The following is a 23,970-nucleotide window of genomic DNA, read 5'->3' on the forward strand; positions in this document are numbered from 1 at the left end:
ATCAAAGTAGGTCGCCGAGGGGCGAAAAGGTGACCTGAGCCGAACCCTATCCACCTGACAACGAAAAACCGCTGTGTGACGCAGAGCGTCACGAACTGCATTCCCACGCGGAGCGTGAGGAACGATAGTCATCAGGTTCCGGGCCGTGCCTCTAGCCCGACTACTCTAAAGCGCTTTTCGATCACAGTGGCACTGACAAAGCAAATTGCGACGTAATCCATCCGAACGAGGCTTGATGGCGGGGCGAACGCCCATCCTATTTCTGCGCCACGTCATCCTTCTCCCAGCCGCCGCCGAGTGCCAGAAACAGATTGATCTGCCCCATGGCCACCTGCGTGTTGGCCTCCGCCATTTGCGCGCGCACGTCAGTGTAAGTGCGTGTGGCCTGCAGATCGGCGAGAAACGAAGCGCGTCCGGCCTGATAGAAGCGGTGCGTCTGGTCAGCCGCTTCCCTGGCGGATTGCTCGGCTTCTTTGAGGGCGTCGCGGCGGTCGAGCAGGGCGGTGTATTGCGCCAGACCGGTCTGGGTTTCACGGATGGCATTGAGCACCACACCGTCAAAGCGCGCCAGTGCCGCCTGCGCCGAGGCTTCGGCCTGATGGATGCGGGCGCGTGAGCCATTGGACGGGATGGTCCAGTTCAACAGCGGCCCGAAGCCCCAGCGATTGGCCGCCGGCTTGCCAAGGTTCTCGATCAGGCCGGTGGTGCCAATGCTCGCGCCGATGCTGATGTCCGGATACAGCTCGCCGGTGGCAACACCGATCTCGGCAGTCGACATCGCCAGATGGCGTTCAGCCTGACGCACATCCGGGCGGCGTTTGAGCAGCGCTGCGCCGTCACCAACAGGCATGACCTGCGCAATCTGCGGCAGCTGGTTGCAGGTGCTTACCCCGGCGGGCAGTTGCTCGACAGGTTTGGCCAGCAGCATCGACAGGCGGAAGATTGCAGCCTGACGGCGCGCCTCGTAACGGGGCATTTCGGCGCGTAACGACTTGAACTGTGTCTGTGAACGAGTGACCTGCGTTTCATCGCCACGCCCGGCATCACGCAGGCGCTGGTTGAGGGACACACTCTGTTTTTGCAAGTCCAGCGATGCGCGGGCGATGTCGAGTTCTTCGTTGGCCGCACAAATCTGCGTGTAGGCGCGCACCACATCGGCGACCACCGTGATGCGTGCCGTATCCACCGCCGCCTGATTGGCATCGACATTGGCCTGCGCCGCTTCGATGCCACGCTGCAAGGTGCCGAACAGATCGAACTGGTATGAAGTGGTCAGACCCACATCGCCGACATTGGCCACCGGCACCTTGTCGGTCAGCAGAAACGCCTCGCCTGACTCCTGCACGCGCTGCGCGCCGATCTTCGCGCCGTTGGTAAAACCGCCAGCCGCCTCGGCTTCCGAGGTCTGATAGCGGGCACGCTGCAGGTTGGCCGCGGCAATGCGCAGGTCGGTATTGGACGCGATAGCCTGGCGCACCAGCTCATCCAGACGCGCATCCTGATACAGGCGCCACCAGTGCGCAGGCACCGGGGCCGAAACCGTGTTGACCGAGCGGCCAGCCAGTTCACCCTGCAGGTCCGGACGGTTGATCGCGCCGTCTTTGGGCACCTGGTAATCCGGGCCGACCATCTGGCAGGCTGACAGCACGGCGGTAAAGCCGAGAGCAGCCACGCGTAAAGCACGTTTCATCGGCTGCGCTCCTGGGTGTCGTCGATGATCGACACCGTCGCGGTACGCCCGGCAATCATGCGGAAGTCGGCAGGCACATCATCGAAGGCGATCCGCACCGGAATCCGCTGCGCCAGACGCACCCAGCTGAAGGCCGGATTGACGTTGGGCAGCAGGTTCGAGCCGCTGCTGCGGTCGCGGTCTTCGATACCGGCAACGATGCTCACCACATGGCCGGTCAGCCGCGCTGTGTCGCCGATGACGCGGATGTCGACGCCCTGGCCGACATGAATCCCATCGAGCTTGGTTTCCTCGAAATAGCCATCGATGTGGAACGACGTCGAATCGACCACCGAAAGCACCGGGCGCCCGGCAGTGACGAACTCATGTTCGCGGGGCGCGCGGTCGTTGAGGTAGCCGTCCACCGGACTGCGGATCACCGAGCGATCCAGGTTCAACTGTGCGGCATCCACTGCAACCTTTGATTCGCCCAGCGCCGAAAGGGCCCGAGCTTCGCGTGACTGGCTTTCTTCCAGTTGCTCGCGGGCGACCAGATTGCCCAGACCACGGTTACGCTTGTTCTCGCGGCGCGCCTGTTCCCAGGTTTCCTGACGTTCGGCGACCGTCGCCTGCGCCTGGCGCAGTGCCAGACGGAAACGGTCCTGATCGATGGTGAACAGGATCTGGCCCTTGTGCACGGGCTGGTTGTCAGTGACTTCAACCTTCTGGATCAGTCCGGACACGTCCGGAGCGATCTGCACGACATCGGCGCGGATATGCCCGTCCCGCGTCCACGGCGCATACATGTAATACATCACCATGCGCCATACGACCACGGCGGCCAGGGTGACAACCAGCAGAGTCAGGACCACGCGGCCCAGTGTCAGTATCGGTTTTTTCATGTCATCAGGTATCGACTTAGAGTATCCACGGCGCCGAGCAACAAAGCGTATAGACCTACGTTGAACAAAGCCCGGTGCCAGACCAGACGGTAGAAGTGGGCACGCGACAGCACCGCGTGCACGACCAGAAACAGCAGATAGGCGATGCCCATCATCGCCAGGAACGTGGGGATGAAGATCCCGCTGATGTCCAGATCACCGATCACAGGGGCGCTCCATCGATGTTATGCGGCAGTTGCTCGGTCAGTTCCCCGCCCACGGTGACGATCTCGACCCCCGGCAGCAGAGCCAGGCGCAGGCCACTCAGGGCATGCAGCAGGTGCAGCCGGGCCGGGTTGTCGCCCATCTCCTGATCGGTCAGTGAACGGCGTGCGCGGTCCATGGCCATCAGCAGGCCTCTGGGCGCGGGTAGCCGTTCACCGGCCTTGCGGCACAGTTTGAAATAGCCGCTGACTTCGTCGATCACCTGACGCAACAGCACCTGGGCCGCAGGCGTGGCACGGCGGGTGTAGGCCAGCAGGTCGAGCATGTTCAGCGCGACGCGCAGTTCACGCAGGGCAATCCCGGTGTCCTGGGCGGTGAGCGTCAGGCGCGGCAGTTGTTGCATCAGGCGGTCGAGCATTTGCACGCCCATGCGCCGATGCTCGGCCAGAGACGCGTTATCACTGAGACTGGCGATGTCACGCCAGCTGAACCGGGTCAGGCGCTTGACCGCCAGTTCGACGCCGAACGGGCGGAACACCAGGGTCCAGATGAAGGCGAACAGCAGTCCGACAGGACCCGCCAGGTTGGCGTTGAGGAAGTTCATGAAGTCCGCGTCATAAGCGCTCTGGATACTGATGAACGACGAGGTGTTGACGATGGTCAGCAGCGTGCCGAGAAAGAAGCGCGGCTGCACGGTCAGGGTGCCGACGCAAATGAACGGCACGGCAAAGGCCAGCACCAGCATCGGGAAGTCATGCAGGTTGGGCAGCACCACAAACAGGTACAGGCTGGCGAACACCACCGAGAGCAGGGTCCAGAAAAAGAACCGGTAGATTTGCGGAGCAGGGTCGTCCATGGCGGCGAAGAAGCTGCACGACACCGCCGCCAGTGCCACGGCACTTGCGCCATCTTTCCAGCCGAGCAGAATCCACAACACCGACGCGGCGATGATCGCCAGCACCGTCGAAGTCACCGAATAGAGCATCAGACCGCGGTCGAGAAACGGGGTCAGACGGCCCAGGCGCCAATGGCGGTAGACCGCGCGCCACTGTGACTGGTCGTCGGTCTTGATCGCGTATTGCAGGGTTCGGCAATCCAGCCACAGGTCGATCCATTCGCCCAGCCTGAACAGCGTATTGGAGAGCAGCAGTTGATCGCGATCGTCCAGTTGCGCGGAGTCCGGTTGCAGGCTCTGCAGATCACGATGCAGCTGCTGCCATTGCTCCACCTGCGGCCCGTCGGCAGTGCTTTCGAGCCAGTCGCAAGTCTTGTGCAATAAGGGTCTGACGCTGGCCAGCAGCTCGGGTGTGCGTCGCTCCAGCGCCCACAGCGCGTCATCCAGCGCATCAATGACCGGCAAGAGGTGGATCATCCGGCCGCGCAGTTCATTGGCATTGCGCACGGTTTGCTTGCGGGCGCCTTCGTGGCTCAACTGGCCGATCATCATTTCCAGCGAGTTGAAGCTGCCGACCATCGAATTTCGCAGTGTGCCGATTTCTTCGGGCTGACAGGTGCGGCTGATAAAGCGCTGACTGTAAGTCGCGGCGTCACTGAACCACTTTTCCGTGGTGGCCTGAAACACCGGTGCCAGGCGTCTGGGCCAGAACATCGCACCCACGACAGCGGCGCAGATGATGCCGAGAAAAATCTCTTCGGTACGCGACACCGCGATGTCGAACACAGCCTGCGGGTTGTCGACCACCGGCAGCGAAATCAGCGGCATGGTGTAGCCGGCCAGCATCAATGCGTAGCTGTTGGCGGTGCGCAAGTGCAGGGACAGAAACAACAGGGTACCGGTCCACAGCCCGACCACGATGGCCAGCAACAAGGGCGTCTGCACGAACATGGGCACCAGCACCACCGATGCCGCAGCACCGGCCAGGGTCCCGGCGGCCCTGTAAAGGGCCTTGGAGCTGGTCGGGCCAACGAAGGGGCTGGAGACGATGTACACCGTGGCCATTGCCCAGTAGGGGCGGGGCATTTCCATCAACAATGCGATGTACAGCGCCAGCATTGATGCGCCGAAGGTGCGTACACCGTAGAACCAGTCGCGTGCAGGTGGAACGCTGGAGAAAAATCCGTTCAAGCCTGGCCCCCGTGTTCGCGCTGCGCCGCATCGGCAAACGCCTGTAACACCCGTAACGTGGCTTCCAGGTCGGCAGGTTGCAGCCCTTGCAGCACTTCGGCGCGCAAGCGAGTCAGTTCGGCTTCGATCGAACAGGCCAGTTCGCGACCTTTGCGCGTCAGGCTCAAGGCCTTTGCGCGGCGGTCATTCGGGTCTTCAGTGCGGCAAACGATGTCAGCCTTGCACAGCTGATCAAGCAGACGCACCAGCGTCGGGCTTTCCATACCGGCCGCCTGGGCGACTTTCACCTGATGTGCGCCATCGCCCAGACGTGCGATGGCCAGCAACGGACCTGCGCAGGCTTCGGAAATGCCATAGGTCACCAGCGTGTTCTGGCAGATGCGTCGCCATTGGCGAGACGCGGCCACCAGACCACTGCTGATTGTCCGATGCAAGGCTTCGACAGACATGGAAAAACACCAGGAATTTAGTTAGGAGCGATATTGTTAGCAGGGAGATAAATAGCTTGCTAACTAATATCTCGTAACAACTGCTTACAGTCAACCCGCAGCCGCCAGGCGGAGGTGGTTTCTTTTCTGCCCGTTAAGAGCGCGTTTCGAGGCGACGTGACGCTCTAAAAGGGCCGCCTTGGTCAGCTCCGGACAATGGAAGTTCATTTATCCTGAAGATAACCGCTACCGTCTGTCGGGAATTTGCGGTTTTTTGCGCTGTATCGGCCTCGATACATTCAAAAAAATGACGCACTTCACAAAACACTTCTTCACGTGAATCAATGCTTGCAGCTTGAGAGTGGCACATGGCCGCATCGTAACAATTGATATCGTAGTAATGGCATTGGCCGATTTTAGACGGTTTGTTGACGCCAAAGCGTTGTCGAGTCTGTTTAAAAAATAAACGATTAAGCCGATAGTCTGGATGACCAAACGGGCCAGCACACCCGTTTCAGAGCCATTCAGTTGGTGCGCGATGCGCACCTTGCGAGCTACGCGATGATCGACCTTGCTACCTGGAATCTCTCCGTCCCTGTCGGAAGCCCCGCGACCATTATCGAAACCCCCAAGTTGGTAAAGGGCTATCGGGATGGCTACTTTCAGTCCGGGGATACGCTGTTTTTCTGGGCACCGGTAACGGGTTCAACCACCGAAAACGCCAAGTACCCGCGTTCCGAATTGCGCGAGACGACTTCGGACGGAAGGGTGTTCAACTGGGCCTACTCTAGTGCCGACAATTTTCTGCGCGCGACCCTGGAAGTCGATCAGGTGCCTTCCAGCGGCAAGATCGTGATCGGTCAGATCCACTGCTACCAGAGCACCGAACCGCTGCTGAAGGTGGAGTACCAGTACAAGGAGAAGCTGCAGACCGGCAATATCGTCGCCAAGTTTCGTCGTACGCCGGACTCGGAAATCGAGGTCATCAACATTGCGCAGGGTGTGCCGCTCAACAAGCAATTCAACTACACCATCAACCTGTCGCCGTCTGGCGATCTGACGGTCAATGCCTTTGACGCGGTCTGGTACGCCAAGCTGGATTCAGCCTGGGCCAGCAAACTGTTCTACTTCAAGGCAGGGGTCTATACCCAGGACAATACCGGCTACACCACGGAAGGCGGCTCGGCCACGTTCTACAAGCTGGCCATTGCCCACGAGAAAAAGAATTGATCCTTGCGCACTGCAGGCTTCAGGCCGCTGGGAATATCAGACTGAAGCAGATTCTGCCGACGGCGGGTTGAGCGACTTCGACCCGACCGCCGTGCAGTTGCATGATTGCCGTGACGATCGCCAGCCCCAGGCCGTTGGAATCCGAGCGCTCATGGCGTGAGGCGTCACCGCGATAGAAACGATCGAACAAGCGTGCGAGGGTGGCCTCCGGCAGCACCGGTCCCTGATTCTCCACATCGATCTTCCAGTGCCTGTCCACAGCCGTCACTCGCATCAGAATCTCGCTGTCTTCATCAGCGTAGCGAATCGCATTGGCGACCAGATTGCTCAATGCACGCCGCAGCAAAATCGGATCGGCCAGCAGCGTGCCTTGTCCGTGGGTGCTCAGGGTCAGGTTGCGTTCTTCGGCCAGCCCCTCGAAATAGCCGGCGACCCGTTGCAGTTCGTCATGCATATCCAGCGCCTGACGTTCCAGCGCGGCCTGGGCTTCGTCCGCCCGTGCCAGAAACAGAATGCTTTCCACCAGCCGCGAGATGCGTTCCAGCTCTTCCAGATTGGAGGCCAGCAGCGCCTGATATTCATCGGCGCTGCGGTTCTGGCGCAAGGCGACCTGACAATGGCCCATCAGTGAGCCGACCGGTGTGCGGATTTCATGGGCCAGATCGGCAGAAAACTGCATCAGGCGCCGGTAGCCATCGTCCAGACGGTCAAGCATGGCGTTGAAGGCATCGCTCAGTTGTTGCAGCTCGACGGGTGTATCGCGGCTGTCGAGGCGTTTGTGCAGGCTGGCCGGGGTGATGGCGGCAGCGTGGGCGGCCATTCTGCGCAGTGGACGCAAGCCGCGGCGCAGCAGCACATAACCCAGGGCTGCGGTGATCAGAAACGCCAGGGCCACAGCTATATAGATACGCTGACGGAAACTGGCGAGCATGGCCATTTCCTTGACCATCAGGTGCGCAGCCTGCAAGCGCACTTCGACACCGTTGGACATCACCTGGACGGCGGCAGCGCGCAACGGCACGCCTTGCAGGCTCATGCCGCTGCGCAGGTCATCGACCCGCAGCGGTTGGTCCTGCGCCACGGTCGGCAGCTCCGGCAGGGGCGCGTGCTGCGGATTGACCGAGATGACCGGTGACTTGCCCGGCTCGCCGATGATGAAGATGTCTTCTTCGCTGTCGAGCATGTTCTCGAACAGCTGCGGGCTGCCCTTGAGGTTGTCCATGGTCAGGTCATAGCGCAACAGCTTGCGAAAGTGGTCCAGCCGCGCGAGCACGGCATGGTCGCTGCGCTGCATGACCGTTTCTTCGATTGACTGATACAGGTACAGGCCTGCGCCGCTGACGGTGAGCATCGCCACCAGGGCAAAGGCCAGGGTCGAGCGCAGGGTCAGGGAAGGCTGGCGTCGCATGGCCGCACCTCGCACACATAACCGATGCCACGCACGGTGTGGATGAGCTTGACCGGGTAGGGCAGGTCGACCTTGCTGCGCAGGCGCTTGATGGCGACGTCCACGACATTGGTGTCGCTGTCGAAATTCATGTCCCAGACTTCCGAGGCGATCTGTGCCCTGGACAGTACGTCGCCTTCGCGGCGCAATAACAGGTGCAGCAGAGCGAACTCCTTGTTGGTCAGCACGATGACCTGCTGCTGGCGCGTTACGCGGCGGCGCAGCAGGTCCAGTTCCAGGTCGGCCAGATGAAAGTGGTCCGCCTCGCGTACCACGCCGCGGCGCAGGATGGTGCGGATGCGCAGCAGCAGTTCGGTGAAGGAAAACGGCTTGACCAGATAATCGTCGGCACCCAGTTCCAGGCCGCGAATTCGGTCCTGCAACTGGTCGCGCGCGGTCAGAAACAGCACTGGCACGTCCTGCCTGGCGCGCAGGACTTCGATGATCTGCCAGCCGTCGATGCCTGGCAGCATCACGTCCAGCACGATGAGGTCATAGCGGTTTTCCAGCGCCAGATGCAGGCCGTCGGCACCGTGCTGCGTCCAGTCGACCACGTAGCCGGATTCGCCCAGTCCCTTCTTCAGGTATTCGCCGGTTTTGGTGTCATCTTCAATTAGCAGGATATGCATCGTTTTGTCCGCTACGCTTTTCCTGGCGCCCTTGTTGCGCCGATGCCGGAGTCTAACCAGTTGCCGACAGGGTGTCCGGCGAATGACAAAAATGTCATTGCCCGGTCATTCTACGGTGCCGGTAGCGGTGCAAGGATGGCTTTCAGATCTCACCTGCCAAGGAAGTACCGATGAAGACTGCACTCTCTACTACGTTCGGCCTGCTGTTGCTCAGTGCCGCTGTCATGACCCAGGCTGCCGACATGAAGGTGGTCAAACCCATGCGCGGGACCGTCGACAGCGTCAGCGCCGACACCCTCGACTTCACCACCCGTTCGGGTCAGCACGAAAGTATCAAGCTGACTGACAAGACCGGTATTCGTCTTGTGTCCGAAGCTGACTTCAAGCAAATCAAAGACGGCAGTTTTGTCGGTTCGGCAGCGAAACCGAAATCTGACGGCACGCTGGAAGCGCTGGAAGTGACCGTTTTTGAGGCGAGCCTCAAAGGCAGCGGCGAAGGTCACTATGGCTGGCAAAACGCGGATGGCAGCACCGGCACCATGACCAATGGCACCGTTGGCACATTGGCCGACACCAATGGCCGCACACTCATCGTCAAGTATGAAGGTGGCGAGAAGAAACTGGTGGTGCCGCAGGATGTGCCTGTCGCCTACGTCGAGCCAGGCAAGGTTGACCAGTTGACCAAAGGCGCGAAGGTCGTGGTATTCCCGGCTGACGACGGCAAGTCCGCTCGCGGTGTTGCCGTCGGCAAGGACGGTTTCACACCGCCGATGTAATCACCGCCAGGGCTATCAGGGGCACAAGGCTGCCCCTGATAGCCTCTTCCATGCCTGATCAGAGGGATCTCGACATGAAAACCCGCCCCATTCATCCGTGGCCGGTGCGCCTGACCCACTGGGTCAATGCCGTGGGCATGGTCTGTATGTTCATGAGCGGTTGGGCGATTTACAACGCATCACCACTGATGCCGTTCACCTTTCCCAAATTCCTGACACTCGGCGGCTGGCTGGGCGGTTCCATTGCCTGGCACTTCGCGGTGATGTGGCTGTTGGTCATCAACGGTCTGATTTATGTGCTGTATGGCGTGTTCAGCCGCCATTTCAAGCGCGATCTGCTGCCGGTACGGCCGTCCGAAGTGACGCGTGACATGAATGACGCGCTGCATTTTCGCCTGGTCCACGTCAAAGGCCGTTACAACGCCGTGCAACGACTGATGTATTGGCTGGTGCTGGCCATGGGCGTATTGGTGGTGCTGTCCGGCCTGGCCATCTGGAAGCCGGTGCAATTTCAAGGGCTGGTCAGTCTGCTGGGCGGATTCGATTTCGCCCGTTGGGTACATTTCGGGGCGATGACCGCCATCGGCGCGTTTGTCATCGTCCATCTGCTGCTGGTCGTGCTGGTGCCCAGTACCTTGCTGCCGATGATTACCGGCGGCCGCCAGCCGAACGAAGACGGAACTGCGCAATCATGAACGAACCACGTAAACGTACGACTCAGCGCATCATTCTGGAGCCTGCGCAGCAGCGTCAGCTGGTCGATATCCAGCGCCGCTCGTTTCTGCGCGCGGGGCTGACCGTGGGCGCGATGTCGATGCTCACGGGCTGCAACCTGCAGGATGGCGATCAGGTCGATAAGGTGCTGTGGGCCATGTCGCGCTGGAATGACCGGGTTCAGGCCTGGCTGTTCAACGGCCAGAAGCTGGCGCCGACCTATAGCAAGGCGCAGTTGACCAACCCGTTCCCGTTCAATGCGTTCTACCCTGAATACAACGTGCCGGAGCTGGATCTTGCCGATTACCAACTGGCGGTGTCGGGGCTGGTGCGCGACAAGCAGCCGTGGACGCTGGAGGCGCTGCGCAAACTGCCGCAACGCACGGATATCACGCGGTTGATCTGTATCGAGGGCTGGAGTGCGATAGGGCAGTGGGGCGGCGTGCCGCTGAAGACGTTCCTGGAGTATATCGGCGCTGACACGACGGCGCGTTTTGTCGGTTTCAAGTGCGCTGACCGCTATTACTCAAGCCTGGATATGCCTACTGCGCTGCATCCGCAGACCTTGTTGGCGCTGGATTTCGGTGAAGTGGCCCTGCCACCTGATTACGGTTACCCGTTGCGGGTGCGGGTGCCGACCAAGCTGGGCTTCAAGAATCCCAAGCACATCGTCGAGATTTTTGTCAGTAACGAGAATCCTGGCGGGTATTGGGAGGATCAGGGGTACAACTGGTTCAGCGGGATCTAGGAGCGGACGCAGAGCGTCCAGAAGGGCATGCGGCGCAGAGCGTCGCACGATGGCGGTAGTGAGATTATCGTTCCTCACGCTCCAGCGTGGGAATGCAGTTCGTGACGCTCTGACGCTCTGCGTCACATGGCGGTTTTTCTTTGTCAGGTGGATTGAAGTTCGGCTCAGGTCACCTTTTCGCCCCTCGGCGAGTTACTTTGATGAGGCCAAAGTAACCAAAGCCTTTCGCTCCTGTTTCCGGCCCGACTTCGTCGGGTTCCTTCGTCCTGACACTGATCCGGAGGTCGCCGCAACGCGCCATCCATGGCGCGGTGCGGCTAGCCTGGCGTCCTGCCAGGCTACCCCCGGATCAGCGCCAGGACTCAGCCGTCACTAACGTCGCACTCTGCGTCGTCAGTGCCATCGTGGTTGAAAAGCTTTTTAGAAGCGTAGCTGAGAGGCTGATGACTATCGTTCCTCACGCTCCGCGTGGGAATGCAGTTCGTGACGCTCTGCGTCACACTCAGGTGCAGTAACCACCGGGCAGGGCAAAGAGCCGCACCTTGGGCAGGCGCGGCGTTTCAGGTCAGTTCAGGCCCAGTTTGCCGCGCAGGGTCGAGAGGTCTTCTGCCAGGGTGTTGACCGGGCCGACCAGGGCTTTGCGATCGTTTTCTTTGACTTTGTCGTAGGTTTCAAAGCCACCGTCCTTGGTCTTGTACTTGGCGAGGATCTTGTCCACGGTGGCGAAGTTCTTGTCGACTTTACTGGAGAAGGCCTTGTCCTGCTGTTCGATCTGCGGGCGGAACAGGTCGACGATTTTTTTCGCGCCGTCGATGTTGCCCTGGAAGTCATACAGGTCGGTGTGGCTGTAACGGTCTTCTTCGCCGGAGATCTTGGTCGCTGCCACTTCTTCGAGCAGGGCTGCTGCGCCGCCGACGACTTTTTCAGGCGGGAAGGTCAGGTCGGCCACGCGCTTTTCCAGGTCCTTGACGTCGCTCAACAGCTTGTCGGCGATAGGGCCCTGATCCTTCGTGGTGTTCTGCGAGAACAGCGCATATTCCAGACGATGGAAGCCAGTGAAGTCTTCCGCCGCCACGCCTTGTTCATGGTCGTCGACGCGTGAGTCGATGGAGGCGTCCAGGTCACTGAACAGTTCGGCAATCGGTTCTACCGACTCGTAGTACACGCGGGTAGGGGCGTAGAGCTTTTTGGCTGTCGCGATGTCGCCTTTCTTCACGGCATCGGTGAATTTCTGGGTGTGGCTGACCAGCTCTTCAATGTTCTCGGTCACGTAGATCTTGTAGTCCGACACCGGGCCTACCAGATCCAGCGGCGCGGTGGCGGCAAAGGCCGCCAGTGGGGTCTGGAGCAGGCCAAGGGTCAGGAGCAAAGCCAGGGGCGTCTTTTTCATGAGTGTCTTCCGGGTCAGGAGTGGATAGGTCATGCGTTTTTAGTGGGCGCTACGGCCGCCAGCAGCGAGCGACCGATGAAATCCTGGTCGCCGGTTACCCCCGGCAGGGTGAAGAAATAGCCGCCACCGACCGGTTTGAGGTATTCCTCCAGCGGCTCGCCGTTAAGCCGGCTCTGTACCGTAATGAAGCCCTTTTCCAGATCGGCCTGGTAGCAGATGAACAGCAGGCCCATGTCCAGTTGCCCGTTCTTGTTCACCCCGTTGGAGTAATTGAACGGACGACGCAGGATCAGGTTGCGCTGGCTTTCGGCGGTACGCGGGTTGGCCAGGCGGATGTGCGAATCAAGCCGGGTTTTCTTGCCTTCCGGGTCTGCCGCGTAGTTGGGCACATCGCTCTCGACCTTGCCGTCCATGGGCGCGCCGGTGCTTTTGCTGCGACCGAAAATCGATTCCTGCTCCTGCAACGGCGTGCGGTCCCAACGCTCGACGAAGTTGCGGATGATGCGCACCGCCTGATAGCTGCCGTTGGCGGCCCAGGCCGGTTCGTCGCTGCCCGGCTGCACCCAGACCAGTTCGTTCATGGTCTTCTGGTTGTTGGAATCCGGGTTCGCCGAACCATCCCGGAAACCCAGGAAATTGCGCGCACTTTCCGGCGGCTGACCGGGTTTCTTCGGTGCCTGGGGCGGCACGGTGCCTTCCTGTTTCCAGCGCACCAGCAGCAGATCGGGCAGGTTCTTGACGATGTCGCGCAGCGCATGGATGTTGCTGTCGGCGGTGTTGGCGCAGAACTGGATGCTCAGATCGCCGTGGCAACTGGCCGGATCCAGCGCATCGTTGGGGAAACCGGTCATCCGGCTCAGGCGTTTCGGCTTGATCGGGGCCAGGCCGAAACGCTCATCGAACAGCGACTCGCCCACCGACACGGTGATGGTCAGGTTGTCCGGGGTCACCACCGGGCCGAGAATGCCCGAGTCCGGAGGGGGCAGTTTCGGATCGATCTCCGGCACCGGGCCACCGGTCATCAGGAACGCGATGCGCTCGTTCAGCGTGCGAAACAGGCGTTCCAGGTCCTCACGGTCGGCGGCCAGAACATCGAACGCCACCAGCATGCCCGCGGCAGGGCGCGGGTTGACGATGCCGCTCTGATGCACGCCGTGAAACGCGTTGTGGTCCTGCGTTTTCTCGCTGTTTGGCGCTTCGGCGACTTGTGCAGGTGCTGCGGCAAGTACGTTGCCGCTCAGGCTGCTGCCAGCCAGCGCGGCCCCTGCAGCGCCAAGCCCCATCAGCACGCGGCGGCGTTGCAGGGAGGTCGGAGCGTTGCTTGTGTCTGGATTGCTGTCCGGGTTTTTCATGGTGATGTGCTGTGCTCCAGTAAATCAGAGGCCGGAGAGGCCGAGTGCCGGGTCGATACCATTGAGCGCGTCAGCCAGAGCGCCAGCCTTGGCGGCGATCTGCTGACGCTGCGTCGCGTCCACCTGATCGTACGGGCGCACGCCACCGTCGGCGCTGCTCAGCGCATCGAGCGTGGTGTCCAGATCGGCCATGGCCGCGTCGATCTTCTGCAACAGATCGCCCGCACTGCGGGCCAGCAACGGACGCAGCAGGTCGACGATCTTGCGGGTGCCGTCCAGGTTGGCAGCAAAGCCGTTGAGGTCGCTGTGGCTGTAGCGTTCCTCTTCGCCGTTGCTGCGTACCTCAGCCAGGCTGCGCAGGGTGCGGGTGGCGATGGCCGCCAATTGCTCGGGCGCCAGCGATTGCGCCAGCAACTGTTGCTTGAGCTGGGTGACATCGGTTTGCAGACGCTGCACCACCGGCGTCAGGCCCTCGACGCTGTGTTGCTCGAACAGGCCGTATTCAATGCGATGGAAACCGCTGAAGCCGGGGTCCTGTTCACGTTTCTCGTAGTAGTCGGCGCGGGCGTTGATTGCATTGTCCAGTTCGGCGAGACGCTGTGCAGCCGGTGCAATGCGCTGGTAGGCGGCGCGGGCGGGCAGGTAGGCCGCCTGGGCGGCGCTCAGGTCGCCGGCATCAATGGCCTGTTGCAGGGCGGTGACTGCCTTGATCAGCGCCGAACTCTGCAGGCTCAGGTACACGCGGTACTCGGAGAGCGGCCCGATGAAGGCGGTCATGGACGGACGCGCCTTGGCCTTGGCGTCGGACTCTGCCGTCGGCGTGACGTGCAAGGTGCCGCGCGGATTGCTCAGCAGACCGCAGGTAATCGTGTAATCGCCGGGTGCCAGGTTGGCATTGATCACCTGGCTCAGGCCCGGCGCGATGTTTTCCCGCTCTTCGATCACCAGCACGCCATCGAGAATTTCCCATTCGACGGCGCGCTCGGAGCGGTTGACGATGCGGAAGGCGTTGTTGCCCGCCGCGACCGTCAAGGCGTTCGGTTCGCAGTTGTGCGCGTGGATATTGACCACGGTTTCAGTTCCGGCATTGGCTGCGCGCTTTTTCGCGGCGACCTGCGAGGCGTAGTAGAACAGCCCGCCTGCGGCGATCATCAGGATCACTGAGCCGGCGACTGCCAATCGCAGGACACGGGGCGGCCGGGCTTTCCCGGAAGGCCCTGAGGGACGGTTAGACATGGAGGCCCTTATTCGTTCGTAACAGAAGAGGTGTTTGGCTGCATGACCTTGCCAGTCGTCGGGGTATGCGGCTTGAAGAACAGCAGCAGCGCCCCGATCAGGTAAATCAGGTAGGCACTCAGAGTGCTGACCGTCGGTGCGTCCTGGTAACCGAACATGCCTGCCAGCACCGAACCGGCAGGGCCGTCCATCGGCAACCGTGCACTGATGTCGAAGACCACTTCCTGCAGGTGATTCCAGACCCCGGCTTCATGCAGTGCCTGAACGGAGTTGGCGAGAATGCCCGCCGCCACTACCAGAATGAACAGCCCGGTCCAGCGGAAAAACAGGCTCAGGTTGAGACGCATGCTGCCGCTGTAGATGGCCACGCCGAAACCGACCGCCAGCAACAGACCGAGCAGGGCGCCCAGCGGCGCGCCGGAGCCTTCGCTCTGCTGGAACACAGCGAGCAGAAAGAATACGGTTTCCAGCCCTTCGCGGGCCACGGCGAAAAACACCATGGCGATCAGCGCGTAGGTCTGGTTTTTCGAGCCGGTGAGGGCCGCGTCGAGTGACTCATGCAGCGCGTGTTTGATCGATCGTGCCACCTTGCGCATCCAGAACACCATGGAACTGAGAATGCCAACGGCGATCAGGCCGACGATGCCTTCGAACAGTTCCTGCTGCTTCTGCGGAAACTCGGCGCTCATCAACTCAAGCCCGCCACCGACGAACAGCGACAGCGCGACAGCCAGAAATACGCCGATCCACACCGCAGGCATCCACTCGCCGCGGCCGGTCTGCTTCAGGTAACTGGCGATAATGCCAACGATAAGTGCGGCTTCGATGCCTTCGCGCAGCATGATCAAAAAGGGAACGAGCATATCTCACCGGGTCAAAGCTGTAGGGTGAATGTGTCTCGACGAGCCATCGGCCGGAAACACTGCGTAACATAATGATACTCATTCTTGAATGCGTGTAGTTGTTTTTTATCGGGATTGCGTTTTTGGCAGGTCGTTCAGCTCAGGTTCAGCTAATCGCTCGCGGTGTTTTGAACGTTCCGCGGCCTTCGACAATCAGCGATCATTTTCAACCCTCCTGTAAACCCTGGTTGCCGCTCTAATCTGGAAATCATCATGTCATCAGAATCAGACAGCACCGACCGCGAGCATGCCGAGGCGGTCGCGGCGCTCAGGTCTTTAGACCCGCAATGGCAGTCGCTGATCGACCAGGTCGGCCCTTGTCTGCATCCGGTCAGCGCAGCGCAGGACCCGTTTCAGGCGCTGGTCAAGGCCGTTGCCTATCAGCAATTGCATGCCAGGGCGGGCGATGCGATGGTCCTGAGATTGCGCTCCCTCTTTCCAGAGGTCAGCTTTCCGAGCGCCCCGGCACTGGTCGAGCTGGATGATCAGGCACTGCGTTCCTGTGGCTTCTCGGCGTCCAAATGCCGGGCGATCAAGGCGATTGCCGCTGCGCGGTTGGACGGTCTGGTGCCTGAGGTCAGTGCTGCGCTGGCGATGGGCAACGAGGCGCTGGTCGAACGCCTGATCCAGTTGCCGGGCGTGGGGCGCTGGACCGTGGAGATGATGCTCATCTATGGGCTCGGTCAGCTGGATGTGATGCCAGCCAGCGACTTCGGCGTGTGCGAAGGATACCGGCGACTGTATGCTCTGCAACTCAAACCGTCGCACCGGCAAATGGCCCGGCTTGCCGAACGCTTCGCGCCTTACCGAACCATTGCTGCCTGGTATCTGTGGCGAGTACCGGTCGATTTCAGCGAACTCGGCTCATCTCGAATTTGAAAGCAAGACTCGGAGTGCCCAGTGGCTCCGACAGGCGCAGGCTTATCGAAACTCAAGGCAGGCTCGACCATGGACAGCACAGAAGGCACTCAAACGGCACGCGCCCTGCGCACTGAAGACGACCCGCGCTGGGACATCCTGGTCAATCGGCGTTCACACGCCGGCGCTGACTTCGTTTATGGCGTGCTGACCACCGGCATCTATTGCAAGCCGTGCAGCCCGACCCGGCTGCCGCGTCCGGAAAACGTGGTGTTTTTTGATAGTGCGCACGACGCCGAGGCCGCCGGGTTTCGCCCATCCCTGCGCAATGCCGGCGACTCAAACGCGCTGCAACGCAAGCACGCAGAAGTCGTTGCCCAGGCCTGCAGACTGATCGATGCCGCCGATTCGATGCTCAATCTGACCGCGCTTGCGGAGCAGGTCGGGATCAGCGGTTTTCATTTCCACCGCATTTTCAAAAGACTGACCGGGCTGACGCCCAGGGCCTACAGTGTCGCCTCGTTACGTTCGCGGGTGAAAGTCCAGCTCTCACAGAGCGTAAGCATTACCCATGCGTTGTACGAGGCGGGCTACAACGCCAACAGTCGTTTCTATGAGGCTTCGCAGGACATGCTCGGCATGAAACCTTCCGAATACCGCGCGGGCGGCGCCAATGTCGATATCAGGTTCGCTCTGGGGGAAAGTTCGCTGGGTTCGATTCTGGTGGCCACCAGCAGCAAGGGCATCTGTGCGATTTCGCTCGGTGATGACCCGCATGCGCTGATCGAAGCTTTCCAGGACCAGTTTCCCAACGCCAACCTGATCGGTGCAGACGCCGCGTTCGAACAACTGGTTGCCGAGGTCGTGGGTTTTGTCGAATCACCTGCGACCGGCCTGGCGCTGCCACTGGATATCCGCGGCACGGTGTTTCAGGAGCGGGTCTGGCAGGCGCTTAGGGACATTCCTGCCGGATCGACGGCCACCTATACACAGATCGCGACGCAGATAGGACTGCCTGGTGCAGTCCGTGCGGTGGCCAACGCCTGCGGTGCGAACAAGCTCGCGGTGGCGATTCCCTGCCACCGCGTGGTGCGCAGCGATGGATCGTTGTCGGGCTACCGCTGGGGCGTCGAGCGCAAGCGCAAGCTGCTTGAAATCGAAGCGGCCGAAGGGGCAGGGCTGTTTTCAGGGCGTTGAGCAGCAGCCCATTTTCTGCAGAATCCGATAGGCCAGTTTCACCCGCTCCTCGTTCGGGTAGTTTTTGTTGGCGAGGATGGCAATCCCCAACTGCTGCTCCGGAATGAACGCCACATAGCCGCCGAAACCGTTGGTTGATCCGGTTTTGTTGACCCAGACCGAAGATTGCGCTGCCTGCGGCGGTTCGATCATTTCGGCTTTGACCGTGTTGAGCATGGCGCTGGCATTGCCCTCAAGCAGCGTCTCCAGACGAACCGGCAGCGGATACTGCTCCCAGATCAGGTCCTGAGTCATGCCGCCGACCTTGAAATAGCCGGTCCGGGTATCGCGCAGGGCTTTTTGCAGCGCGGCGTCGTTTTGACCGAGGTCGATGTTCGCTTCGACGAAGCGTAGCAAGTCGCTGCTGCTCGATTTCACCCCGTAGGCTTCAGCCGCCAGCGGACCTGGATTGACCCTGACCGGCTCGTCGAGTTTGTTGTAGCCCTGCGCATACAGCGCCTGTTTTTCATCGGGCACGTTGATATAGGTGTTACTCAGACCCAGCGCCGGAAACAGCCGCTGCTGCAGGGCCTGTTCATACGGCAGCTGCATGCTGCGCGCCGCAACCATGCCGAGCAGGCCCACACTGGGGTTGGCGTAGGTGCGATGGGTGCCGGATAGATATTCGGGCTGCCAGGCCTTGAAATATTCCATCAACTGACGGGTGTTCTGCACTTTGTCCGGCACCTGAAGCGGGAAGCCGCCAGCCGTGTGGGTGCCCAGATGGAAAACCGGCACCTTGCCCAGCCGCGTGGTCTGCAACTGCGGAATATAGCTGTCGATGCTTTGCGTCAGCGACAGCTGCCCATTGGCCTGCGCCCAGGTAGCGAGGGTGGCGGTGAAGGTCTTGCTGATCGAGCCAAGTTCAAACAGCGTATCGCGGGTCACTGGCTGGCCGGTGGCTTTTGAGGCGACGCCATAGGTGTAGAACTGCTGTTTGCCCTGGCGAGTGACGGCAATCGACAGGCCCGCGATATGATTTTCCTGCATCACTTTACTGGCTTCTGCCTGCACGAATGCGTCGACAGACGCTGTGTCGTCGCCGGCAACAGCCAGCGCACTGACCAGCAGAAGTCCTGTGCAGAGCAGCGCTCCATTCCATTGCATCGGTTTACTCCTTGTTGTTTTGGGGCATGGGCCGATCATCAGAGAGCTTTCCTGGAAGCCCCACCGTGGTGGTCGGTCGTCAAAGGTTTGCGTAATATGCCCCCTTTTTTGCGCTTCCTCCATGGAGCGCCGCTCAGGTAACCCATGAAAACGATTCGTATACGTGCCGAAGTCCTGGCAGGCCTCACCACATCTTTTGCATTGGTGCCCGAGTGCATCGCCTTTGCGCTGGTGGCCCATCTCAATCCGCTGATGGGACTCTACGGTGCGTTCATCATCTGTACGCTGACCGCGCTGTTCGGCGGGCGCCCGGGCATGGTGTCCGGTGCGGCCGGTTCCATGGCGGTGGTGATCGTCGCGCTGGTGGTTCAGCAGGGCGTGCAGTATTTGCTGGCGACCGTATTGCTGGGCGGTCTGATCATGATCCTGTTCGGCTTGCTGCGGCTCGGCAAACTGGTGCGGCTGGTGCCGTATCCGGTGATGCTGGGCTTCGTCAACGGCCTGGCGATCGTCATTGCGATGGCGCAACTTGAGCACTTCAAGGTCGGTGAATCGTGGCTCAGCGGTACGCCGCTGTACGTCATGCTCGGGCTGGTGGCGCTGACCATGGCGATTGTCTACCTGTTGCCACGCCTGACCCGCATTGCGCCGCCAGCGCTGGTGGCCATCCTCAGCGTCGGGCTGGCGGTGTACCTGCTCGGCCTGCCGACCCGCACGTTAGGCGACATGGCGCACATTGCCGGTGGCTTGCCGGTATTCGCCATGCCGGACATTCCGTGGAATCTTGAGACCCTGCGCATCATTGCCCCGTACGCCATTCTGATGGCGCTGGTCGGTCTGCTGGAAACCCTGCTGACCCTGAACCTGACCGACGAAATCACCGAAACCCGTGGTTATCCGGATCGCGAATGTGTAGCACTGGGCGCTGCCAACGTGGTGTCCGGTGCCTTCGGCGGCATGGGCGGCTGCGCGATGATCGGCCAGACCGTGATCAACCTCAGTTCTGGCGGCCGCGGTCGGCTGTCGGGCGTGGTCGCCGGCTTGATGATCCTGATGTTCGTGCTGTTTCTCTCGCCGCTGATCGAGCGCATTCCACTGGCGGCACTGGTCGGAGTGATGTTCGTGGTCGCCCAGCAGACCTTCGCCTGGGCCTCGTTGCGTGTGTTGCGCAAGGTGCCGGTCAACGATGTACTGGCGATCATTGCCGTGACCGTGGTCACGGTGCTGACCGATCTGGCCACCGCAGTGCTGTTCGGGATTATTATCGCGGCGATCAATTTCGCCTGGCAGCAGGCTCGCGAGCTGTACGCCGACAGCCATGTCGAAGCGGATGGCAGCAAGGTCTACCACCTGCATGGCACGCTGTTCTTCGCCTCGACCACACCGTTTCTCGACCAGTTCAACCCGGCCGAAGACCCGACTCAGGTGACTCTGGATTGCCGCCACCTGAGCTTTGTCGACTACTCGGCCATCGCTGCGCTCAAGACCCTGCGCGAGCGTTACGCCAAAGCGGGCAAGCATCTGCGTGTGGTCCACCTGTCCGAGCGCTGCAAGCGACTGCTCAAGCGTGCCGGCGTGCAGCATGCCTGAGTTGAGTTGATGAGTTGCGTTGCGCGACGCAGCCTCGTATAGGCTGGATGTCTTTTCTCCGATAGCGAAGGGTGTGTACCTGATGGATGCCGTCTCTCCTCTGCAGGCCTACGAACGTGCCGTCCAGCGTGGTTTTCAACCCGACCAGGCGCAATTGCAGGCCGCCCGGCAGTTGCAGGCGTGTTACGAGGGGCTTGCCGACGCTCGCGGTCGGGCACGCGGCGTTTATCTGTGGGGACCGGTCGGGCGTGGCAAGACCTGGCTGATGGACCGCTTTTTCGAGAGCCTGAGCGTACCGGCCCGGCGTCAGCATTTTCATCACTTCATGCGTTGGGTGCACAAACGCATGTTCGAGTTGATGGGCACTTCCCAACCCCTGACTGTGGTCGCCAGGGAGCTGGCGCGTGACGTGCGGGTGATGTGTTTCGACGAGCTGTTCGTCACCGATATCGGCGACGCAGTGATCCTCGGCGGGCTGCTGCAGGTGATGTTCGAAGAGGGTGTGGTGCTGGTCTGCACGTCCAACCAGCCACCGGAGCAGTTATACAGCCACGGCCATAATCGCGAGCGCTTCCTGCCAGCGGTTGCGGCCATTCTCAAGTACATGGATGTCGTGGCGGTCGACGGCGGCGAGGATCACCGGCTGCACCCCGGGCAACTGCATCAGCGTTACTGGATTGCCGAAGCCGGTCGACCCAGCGCCTTGCAGGGCATCTTCGACGCGTTGAGCGCGGATCAGCCGGTTCACGATTCGCAGGTCATGCTCGGTTATCGCAGCATCAACGTGGTTCAGCATTCCGACACGGCCGTGTGGTGCCGCTATCGCGACCTTTGCGAACAGCCGCTGGCGGCCATGGATTTCATCGCCTTGTGCGATCGCTTTTTGGTGATTCTGCTCAGCGAGGTGCCGCTGCTGGGGGCCGCACAGCGCGAAGCGAAAATTGCCCGCGGCACCGAGGATGGCGTCGAGCAGGTGACCGCAGGCGATCGCGAGCTGCCGCAGTTGTCGCCCAACGATGATGGCGTGCGCCGTTTCATCGCGCTGGTCGACGAGTGCTATGACCGGCGCATTCCGCTGTATGTCGAAGCGCCGGTGCCGATGGACGAGCTGTACACCGAGGGCTACCTGTCGTTTGCCTTCCGGCGCACCCTCAGTCGACTTCAGGAAATGCAGCTGGAGCGTTTCACCGAGTCCTGACGCTCAGCTCGCGTCCCGGCGGCGCTGGGCCAGCATATGCTTGGCGCCTTCGATCATCAGGACCACCACGGCCAGCCAGATCGGCAGGTACGTCAGCCATTCATCGCGACTGATGCTTTCGCCCAGCAGCAGGGCGACGCCGACCAGCAGGATCGGCTCGACATAACTGAGCAGCCCGAACAGGCTGAACGGCAGCAGGCGGCTGGCAAGAATGTAACTGACCAGCGCCGAGGCACTGATCACCCCGAGCAGCGGAATCAGCAGGTACAACAGCGGTGCCTGCTGAATGGCCTGCGGATGGCCGTGGGCGATGAACCACAGGCCGATGGGCAGCATCAGCAGCATGTCGAACCAGAGCCCGCCGAGGTGATCGGTCTTGAGCTTGCGACGCAGCACGAAGTACAGCGGATAGCCGCCCGCGACCAGCAGGGTCTCCCAGGAGAAACTGCCCAGCCGCCACAGCTCATGCCCCACGCCGATCATGGCAAACACCGCAGCGACTTTCTGCAGGTAGGAGAGGTGCTCGCCATACACCACGCGGCCGGTGAGAATCATGCTCAGCGGCAGCAGGAAATAGCCCAGCGATACCTCCAGACTGCGCCCGTGCAGCGGTGCCCACATGAAGATCAGCAGCTGCGCACCGAGCAGCACCGAAGACAGCAGCAGGGCGAAGATCAGCAGCGGTTGCTGCCTGAGCCGGACAGCCACTTCGCGGACTCGCCGCCAGTCACCGCTGACCAGCATGAACAGCGTCGCGCATGGCACGGTGAGCAGCATGCGCCAGCCAAAGATTTCTTCACCGTCGAGCGGGGTCATCAGTGACGTATAGAAATACATGACCCCGAACAGCGTAGACGCCAGGACCGACAGCACCACACCTTTGTACACAACGGCCTCCGCAACAGCTGATTCGACAGATTACGCACCTGTCTGGTGCGCGTGCTCGCCAGTCTACTGGCCTGAGGTGCAAAAAGCTGCAAATCAGACGTCCCCCGCACGGCGATGGAACGAGCCTCCTTTAAGTGCATCAGAGGTTTTGGCTAATCGATCAGCTTTGTTAGGCTGTCGCGCTGGTCGGTGTGACCGTACTCGGCAAATTACAAGGAGCATGCATGACCTCTTTCAGCACCGCAGCCCAGGATGCCAAGGCTCGGGCGGAACAGTCTTCGACGCGTATCGCGTTTTTCATTGCCGGTTTCAGCGTGGCCTCGTGGGCGCCGCTGGTGCCTTACGTCAAACAGCGGATGGGCCTTGATGAGGGCACACTCGGGCTCTTGTTGTTGTGCCTGGGGGTGGGCTCGATCATTTCGATGCCGCTGGCGGGCGCACTGGCGGCGCGGTTTGGCTGTCGGCGCCTGCTGGTGTGTTCGACGCTGTTGATCTGCCTGTGCCTGCCGCTGCTGGCGACGATTTCCAGTCTGCCGTTATTGATAGCCACGCTGTTTCTGTTTGGTGCGAGCATGGGCGGAGTGGATTGCACGGCCAACGTGCAGGCGGTGATTGTCGAGCGCGCCAGCGGCAAGACGATGATGTCGGGTTTTCACGGCCTGTTCAGCCTCGGCGGGATTGTCGGTGCGGCGGGTGTCGCCGGCCTGCTCAGCCTGGGTATCTCGCCTTTTGCTGCGATGCTGATTGTGGTGGTGCTGACCCTGGCCGCGCTGGCGAAAGCGGCGCCAAATCTATTGCCCTATGGCAGTCCGTCCGATGGACCGGCCTTTGCGATTCCGCGTGGCGTGGTGCTGTTTATCGGCCTGCTGTGCTTCACTGTATTCCTGGCCGAAGGCGCGATGCTCGACTGGAGCGCGGTATTCCTGACCTCGTTGCGGGGTGTCGAGCCTTCCTATGCCGGGCTGGGTTATGCGGTATTCGCCGCGACCATGACCCTGGGACGGCTGTTTGGCGATGCAGTGGTAAAACGGGTCGGCTCCACTCGAGTGATCATTCTCGGCGGACTGTGTGCCGCGGCGGGCCTGGCCGTCGCGACATTGATCCCGTTCTGGCAGGCTGCGCTGCTGGGGTATGCACTGGTGGGGGCGGGTTGCTCGAACATCGTGCCGGTCTGCTACAGCGCAGCCGGTCGGCAGAAGACCATGCCTGAAAGCGTGGCCATCCCGGCCATTACTACAGTCGGCTACGCCGGGATTCTGATCGGTCCTGCGGCAATCGGTTTCATCGCCCATGTCAGCAGCCTTGAACTGGCGTTCATGATCGTCGCCGTGATGCTGGTAGGCGTGGCGATCGGCGGCAGCAAGCTCAGGACCTGATCGG

General features: G+C 61.1%; 22 protein-coding genes. 9 read left to right on the forward strand and 13 right to left on the reverse strand.

Going from position 1 to position 23,970, the window contains the following annotated elements; all coding sequences use genetic code 11:
• Positions 1-256: 256 nt before the first annotated feature.
• From KBY08_RS04050 to KBY08_RS04070, 5 genes are read right to left on the reverse strand one after another with little or no spacing between them, the layout of a single operon-like run.
• Positions 257-1,690 carry an efflux transporter outer membrane subunit gene (locus tag KBY08_RS04050; RefSeq protein WP_024641168.1) on the reverse strand — a complete coding sequence of 478 codons (1,434 nt, stop codon included), beginning with the start codon at positions 1,688-1,690 and terminating at the stop codon, positions 257-259.
• A complete protein-coding gene (locus KBY08_RS04055; RefSeq protein ID WP_054091964.1) occupies positions 1,687-2,571 on the reverse strand; it encodes an HlyD family secretion protein in 885 nt (294 codons plus the stop codon). Before KBY08_RS04055 ends, KBY08_RS04050 begins: the two co-directional genes overlap by 4 nt.
• Positions 2,568-2,777, reverse strand: coding sequence for a DUF1656 domain-containing protein (locus KBY08_RS04060; protein WP_003315925.1), 210 nt, complete (start codon positions 2,775-2,777; stop codon positions 2,568-2,570). Before KBY08_RS04060 ends, KBY08_RS04055 begins: the two co-directional genes overlap by 4 nt.
• Complete coding sequence (locus tag KBY08_RS04065; protein ID WP_104652587.1) at positions 2,774-4,861, reverse strand: FUSC family protein; 2,088 nt, start codon at positions 4,859-4,861, stop codon at positions 2,774-2,776. The genes KBY08_RS04060 and KBY08_RS04065 overlap by 4 nt, the downstream gene beginning before the upstream one ends.
• Positions 4,858-5,310, reverse strand: a complete 453-nt coding sequence (locus tag KBY08_RS04070; protein WP_004407381.1) for a MarR family winged helix-turn-helix transcriptional regulator — start codon at positions 5,308-5,310, stop codon at positions 4,858-4,860. Before KBY08_RS04070 ends, KBY08_RS04065 begins: the two co-directional genes overlap by 4 nt.
• Before the next feature lie 540 nt (positions 5,311-5,850).
• Between KBY08_RS04070 and KBY08_RS04075 the strand changes: the two genes are divergently transcribed.
• Complete coding sequence (locus tag KBY08_RS04075; RefSeq protein WP_011268396.1) at positions 5,851-6,519, forward strand: polysaccharide lyase family 7 protein; 669 nt, start codon at positions 5,851-5,853, stop codon at positions 6,517-6,519.
• Between the two features lie 19 nt (positions 6,520-6,538).
• Here the strand turns inward: KBY08_RS04075 and KBY08_RS04080 are convergent, their stop codons facing one another.
• Together KBY08_RS04080 and KBY08_RS04085 are read right to left on the reverse strand one after the other, a co-directional pair.
• Positions 6,539-7,927 (reverse strand): heavy metal sensor histidine kinase, encoded by a 1,389-nt coding sequence (locus KBY08_RS04080; protein WP_004407377.1) that lies wholly within the window; start codon positions 7,925-7,927, stop codon positions 6,539-6,541.
• Positions 7,906-8,595 (reverse strand): heavy metal response regulator transcription factor, encoded by a 690-nt coding sequence (locus KBY08_RS04085; RefSeq protein WP_004407375.1) that lies wholly within the window; start codon positions 8,593-8,595, stop codon positions 7,906-7,908. The genes KBY08_RS04080 and KBY08_RS04085 overlap by 22 nt, the downstream gene beginning before the upstream one ends.
• A 170-nt stretch (positions 8,596-8,765) precedes the next feature.
• Between KBY08_RS04085 and KBY08_RS04090 the strand changes: the two genes are divergently transcribed.
• The 3 genes from KBY08_RS04090 (at position 8,766) to KBY08_RS04100 (ending at position 10,833) form a co-directional block, all read left to right on the forward strand.
• Positions 8,766-9,371 carry a hypothetical protein gene (locus tag KBY08_RS04090; RefSeq protein ID WP_011268394.1) on the forward strand — a complete coding sequence of 202 codons (606 nt, stop codon included), beginning with the start codon at positions 8,766-8,768 and terminating at the stop codon, positions 9,369-9,371.
• A gap of 74 nt (positions 9,372-9,445) precedes the next feature.
• The gene (locus tag KBY08_RS04095; protein WP_011268393.1) at positions 9,446-10,066 is read left to right on the forward strand and encodes a cytochrome b/b6 domain-containing protein; all 621 of its coding nucleotides are present in this window, start codon (positions 9,446-9,448) and stop codon (positions 10,064-10,066) included.
• On the forward strand, positions 10,063-10,833 hold the full coding sequence (locus tag KBY08_RS04100; protein ID WP_004407366.1) for a molybdopterin-dependent oxidoreductase: 771 nt from the start codon (positions 10,063-10,065) through the stop codon (positions 10,831-10,833). Before KBY08_RS04095 ends, KBY08_RS04100 begins: the two co-directional genes overlap by 4 nt.
• Before the next feature lie 565 nt (positions 10,834-11,398).
• On the opposite strand, the gene efeO (KBY08_RS04105) is transcribed toward KBY08_RS04100, so the two are convergent.
• From efeO (KBY08_RS04105) to efeU, 4 genes are read right to left on the reverse strand one after another with little or no spacing between them, the layout of a single operon-like run.
• The gene (gene efeO / locus KBY08_RS04105; RefSeq protein WP_003403826.1) at positions 11,399-12,223 is read right to left on the reverse strand and encodes an iron uptake system protein EfeO; all 825 of its coding nucleotides are present in this window, start codon (positions 12,221-12,223) and stop codon (positions 11,399-11,401) included.
• A gap of 29 nt (positions 12,224-12,252) precedes the next feature.
• Entirely contained in the window at positions 12,253-13,575 is a 1,323-nt protein-coding gene (gene efeB / locus KBY08_RS04110) for an iron uptake transporter deferrochelatase/peroxidase subunit (RefSeq protein WP_024651408.1), read from the reverse strand.
• 24 nt (positions 13,576-13,599) lie between these two features.
• Positions 13,600-14,811, reverse strand: coding sequence for an iron uptake system protein EfeO (gene efeO, locus KBY08_RS04115; protein ID WP_024661104.1), 1,212 nt, complete (start codon positions 14,809-14,811; stop codon positions 13,600-13,602).
• 8 nt (positions 14,812-14,819) lie between these two features.
• Positions 14,820-15,674 (reverse strand): iron uptake transporter permease EfeU, encoded by an 855-nt coding sequence (efeU, locus tag KBY08_RS04120; protein ID WP_003403822.1) that lies wholly within the window; start codon positions 15,672-15,674, stop codon positions 14,820-14,822.
• A 252-nt stretch (positions 15,675-15,926) separates the two neighbouring features.
• Between efeU and KBY08_RS04125 the strand changes: the two genes are divergently transcribed.
• Both KBY08_RS04125 and ada read left to right on the forward strand, forming a co-directional pair.
• Positions 15,927-16,592, forward strand: a complete 666-nt coding sequence (locus KBY08_RS04125) for a DNA-3-methyladenine glycosylase family protein (RefSeq protein ID WP_024661105.1) — start codon at positions 15,927-15,929, stop codon at positions 16,590-16,592.
• A gap of 69 nt (positions 16,593-16,661) precedes the next feature.
• Positions 16,662-17,768, forward strand: coding sequence for a bifunctional DNA-binding transcriptional regulator/O6-methylguanine-DNA methyltransferase Ada (gene ada / locus KBY08_RS04130; protein ID WP_225651084.1), 1,107 nt, complete (start codon positions 16,662-16,664; stop codon positions 17,766-17,768).
• On the opposite strand, the gene ampC is transcribed toward ada, so the two are convergent.
• Complete coding sequence (gene ampC, locus KBY08_RS04135) at positions 17,757-18,914, reverse strand: class C beta-lactamase (RefSeq protein WP_225650707.1); 1,158 nt, start codon at positions 18,912-18,914, stop codon at positions 17,757-17,759. The two genes, ada and ampC, sit on opposite strands and share 12 nt — an antisense overlap.
• Positions 18,915-19,058: 144 nt before the next feature.
• Here ampC and KBY08_RS04140 point away from each other — a divergent pair, with 144 nt between their 5' ends.
• Together KBY08_RS04140 and zapE are read left to right on the forward strand one after the other, a co-directional pair.
• Positions 19,059-20,504 carry a SulP family inorganic anion transporter gene (locus tag KBY08_RS04140; protein ID WP_024651404.1) on the forward strand — a complete coding sequence of 482 codons (1,446 nt, stop codon included), beginning with the start codon at positions 19,059-19,061 and terminating at the stop codon, positions 20,502-20,504.
• Positions 20,505-20,586: 82 nt separating this feature from the next.
• Positions 20,587-21,702 (forward strand): cell division protein ZapE, encoded by a 1,116-nt coding sequence (zapE, locus tag KBY08_RS04145; RefSeq protein ID WP_225651085.1) that lies wholly within the window; start codon positions 20,587-20,589, stop codon positions 21,700-21,702.
• Positions 21,703-21,705: 3 nt separating this feature from the next.
• On the opposite strand, the gene rarD is transcribed toward zapE, so the two are convergent.
• Positions 21,706-22,590 (reverse strand): EamA family transporter RarD, encoded by an 885-nt coding sequence (gene rarD / locus KBY08_RS04150; RefSeq protein WP_003403812.1) that lies wholly within the window; start codon positions 22,588-22,590, stop codon positions 21,706-21,708.
• A 224-nt stretch (positions 22,591-22,814) separates the two neighbouring features.
• Here rarD and KBY08_RS04155 point away from each other — a divergent pair, with 224 nt between their 5' ends.
• The gene (locus KBY08_RS04155; RefSeq protein WP_003403811.1) at positions 22,815-23,966 is read left to right on the forward strand and encodes an MFS transporter; all 1,152 of its coding nucleotides are present in this window, start codon (positions 22,815-22,817) and stop codon (positions 23,964-23,966) included.
• Positions 23,967-23,970: the final 4 nt, after the last annotated feature.

Source organism: Pseudomonas sp. P135, assembly GCF_020312125.1.
Classification (GTDB): Bacteria; Pseudomonadota; Gammaproteobacteria; order Pseudomonadales; family Pseudomonadaceae; genus Aquipseudomonas; species Aquipseudomonas fragariae.

Coding starts and splice junctions, on each gene's coding strand:
- KBY08_RS04050 (WP_024641168.1), bottom strand. CDS start 1,690: ATGAAACGTGCTTTACGCGTGGCTGCTCTCGGCTTTACCGCCGTGCTG.
- KBY08_RS04090 (WP_011268394.1), top strand. CDS start 8,766: ATGAAGACTGCACTCTCTACTACGTTCGGCCTGCTGTTGCTCAGTGCC.
- KBY08_RS04100 (WP_004407366.1), top strand. CDS start 10,063: ATGAACGAACCACGTAAACGTACGACTCAGCGCATCATTCTGGAGCCT.
- KBY08_RS04085 (WP_004407375.1), bottom strand. CDS start 8,595: ATGCATATCCTGCTAATTGAAGATGACACCAAAACCGGCGAATACCTG.
- KBY08_RS04125 (WP_024661105.1), top strand. CDS start 15,927: ATGTCATCAGAATCAGACAGCACCGACCGCGAGCATGCCGAGGCGGTC.
- KBY08_RS04055 (WP_054091964.1), bottom strand. CDS start 2,571: ATGAAAAAACCGATACTGACACTGGGCCGCGTGGTCCTGACTCTGCTG.
- KBY08_RS04070 (WP_004407381.1), bottom strand. CDS start 5,310: ATGTCTGTCGAAGCCTTGCATCGGACAATCAGCAGTGGTCTGGTGGCC.
- KBY08_RS04075 (WP_011268396.1), top strand. CDS start 5,851: ATGATCGACCTTGCTACCTGGAATCTCTCCGTCCCTGTCGGAAGCCCC.
- efeU (WP_003403822.1), bottom strand. CDS start 15,674: ATGCTCGTTCCCTTTTTGATCATGCTGCGCGAAGGCATCGAAGCCGCA.
- efeO (WP_024661104.1), bottom strand. CDS start 14,811: ATGTCTAACCGTCCCTCAGGGCCTTCCGGGAAAGCCCGGCCGCCCCGT.
- efeO (WP_003403826.1), bottom strand. CDS start 12,223: ATGAAAAAGACGCCCCTGGCTTTGCTCCTGACCCTTGGCCTGCTCCAG.
- KBY08_RS04155 (WP_003403811.1), top strand. CDS start 22,815: ATGACCTCTTTCAGCACCGCAGCCCAGGATGCCAAGGCTCGGGCGGAA.
- ampC (WP_225650707.1), bottom strand. CDS start 18,914: ATGCAATGGAATGGAGCGCTGCTCTGCACAGGACTTCTGCTGGTCAGT.
- KBY08_RS04080 (WP_004407377.1), bottom strand. CDS start 7,927: ATGCGACGCCAGCCTTCCCTGACCCTGCGCTCGACCCTGGCCTTTGCC.
- KBY08_RS04140 (WP_024651404.1), top strand. CDS start 19,059: ATGAAAACGATTCGTATACGTGCCGAAGTCCTGGCAGGCCTCACCACA.
- efeB (WP_024651408.1), bottom strand. CDS start 13,575: ATGAAAAACCCGGACAGCAATCCAGACACAAGCAACGCTCCGACCTCC.
- zapE (WP_225651085.1), top strand. CDS start 20,587: ATGGATGCCGTCTCTCCTCTGCAGGCCTACGAACGTGCCGTCCAGCGT.
- ada (WP_225651084.1), top strand. CDS start 16,662: ATGGACAGCACAGAAGGCACTCAAACGGCACGCGCCCTGCGCACTGAA.
- KBY08_RS04095 (WP_011268393.1), top strand. CDS start 9,446: ATGAAAACCCGCCCCATTCATCCGTGGCCGGTGCGCCTGACCCACTGG.